The organism is Candidatus Thorarchaeota archaeon, assembly GCA_013388835.1.
Classification (GTDB): domain Archaea; phylum Asgardarchaeota; class Thorarchaeia; order Thorarchaeales; family Thorarchaeaceae; genus JACAEL01.
Map to the genome: position 1 here is coordinate 1 of JACAEL010000110.1, position 1,249 is coordinate 1,249.

The 1,249-nt window shown below is 49.0% G+C and carries 2 protein-coding genes; both read left to right on the forward strand.

Going from position 1 to position 1,249, the window contains the following annotated elements; genetic code table 11:
• The first annotated feature begins 67 nt into the window (after window positions 1–67).
• A complete protein-coding gene (locus HXY34_14170; protein ID NWF97280.1) occupies window positions 68–607 on the forward strand; it encodes a hypothetical protein in 540 nt (179 codons plus the stop codon).
• A gap of 32 nt (window positions 608–639) precedes the next feature.
• The coding region (locus HXY34_14175; GenBank protein ID NWF97281.1) for a hypothetical protein at window positions 640–1,249 on the forward strand (610 nt) is incomplete at its 3' end.

The window sequence follows — 1,249 nt, forward strand, 5'->3', positions numbered from 1 at the left end:
GTCTCATTTAATGAAAACTTAAAAGCCTAGGGTTCAACTTTATGGTAACGAGCAGGAGATAATAATTATGAGCGAGGAGAAAGGGTTCTATGAAAAAGCAAAAGGAGAGATGAAGCTTTCTGAGAGAATCTTGGCAGAGCTTCCTGGATTTAGAGGATACAAAGAGAAGGAACTGCGCAGAGAAAGTGATCGTCTCGTTAGAATGGAAGTTGTGAATAGGCTGAAGACCGCAAAAACCGCTTTTCGAAGAAGTTTCAACAACCCCTCTGCAGTCCAGAAGCTTTCAGGCGACAATGCTTACACATTTGAAGCGTTTAACTCCAGACTTGATAGGGTTACTCAGCGCATAGACAGAGCCGTCGCCGGATACGCCGGCATGTTCGACGCAGTAAAAGTCAAGGAGGACAAACTTGACGCTGTGATACAACATGACTTAAGCCTAATTGAAAAAGCAGACGCCGTAAAGGCTGATGTTGAAAAAGCCATCGGCATTGAGCCGGGCACGGACGAGTGGAGAACCGCCATGGACACGCTGATATCTAAGGTTGAAGAGCTTGATAGGCTTGTTGATGAACGGTCGTCTCTTCTCCGAGGACTGGAAGGATGATCTCAGCACGTTATCGTGAAATTGGAGCACGAATGGAGAATTTTCAAGGAGCCTTGCCCGAATACGTCAAGCAGGCAGGCTGGAGTGTCAAGAAGACAATACCCGGACAGAACAGTTTCATGTTTGAGCTTAAGAAGGGCTTCTTCGACAAGGCAGTGATCAAGGTTAGGGGCGTACCGCAGGACGTTTATGTTGAGGTTGACGGATCGCAGGGACTCATGGATGTTGTTGAACAGGCTTTAGCAAACTCATGTGACAATCCTGCCGCCTTGGTTGGATGGAAGGAGCAGGCGAAACAGCAAGCCATGGAGCTTGCAAAGGGTTTTGCGGGGATTACACAGCCGTCAATGCCTCCGACACAAACTCCGCCTCCGCCAACGCCAGCGCCCAAACCCGCTGCACCAAAACTTGAAGCTTGCATGCACTGTGCTGCGCCGCTTACTTATGATCCAGAGGAGGTTCTTGTCATTTGCAATTATTGCGGGTACATCAACAACACTACGGGTGAACAGCCTCCGAGATATAGCATGCTTCCGGTGGTTGTTAATGGTTCACAGGCTATGGAGATTGCGAAGGACCATGCGGCGAAGGGAATTCTGGTCACGCGGGGAATGGCTGAACGTGCCGATTGGGGGTCAATAA

Excerpts from the sequence above, each read along its gene's own strand:
- HXY34_14170 (NWF97280.1), top strand. The coding sequence starts at position 68 with ATGAGCGAGGAGAAAGGGTTCTATGAAAAAGCAAAAGGAGAGATGAAG.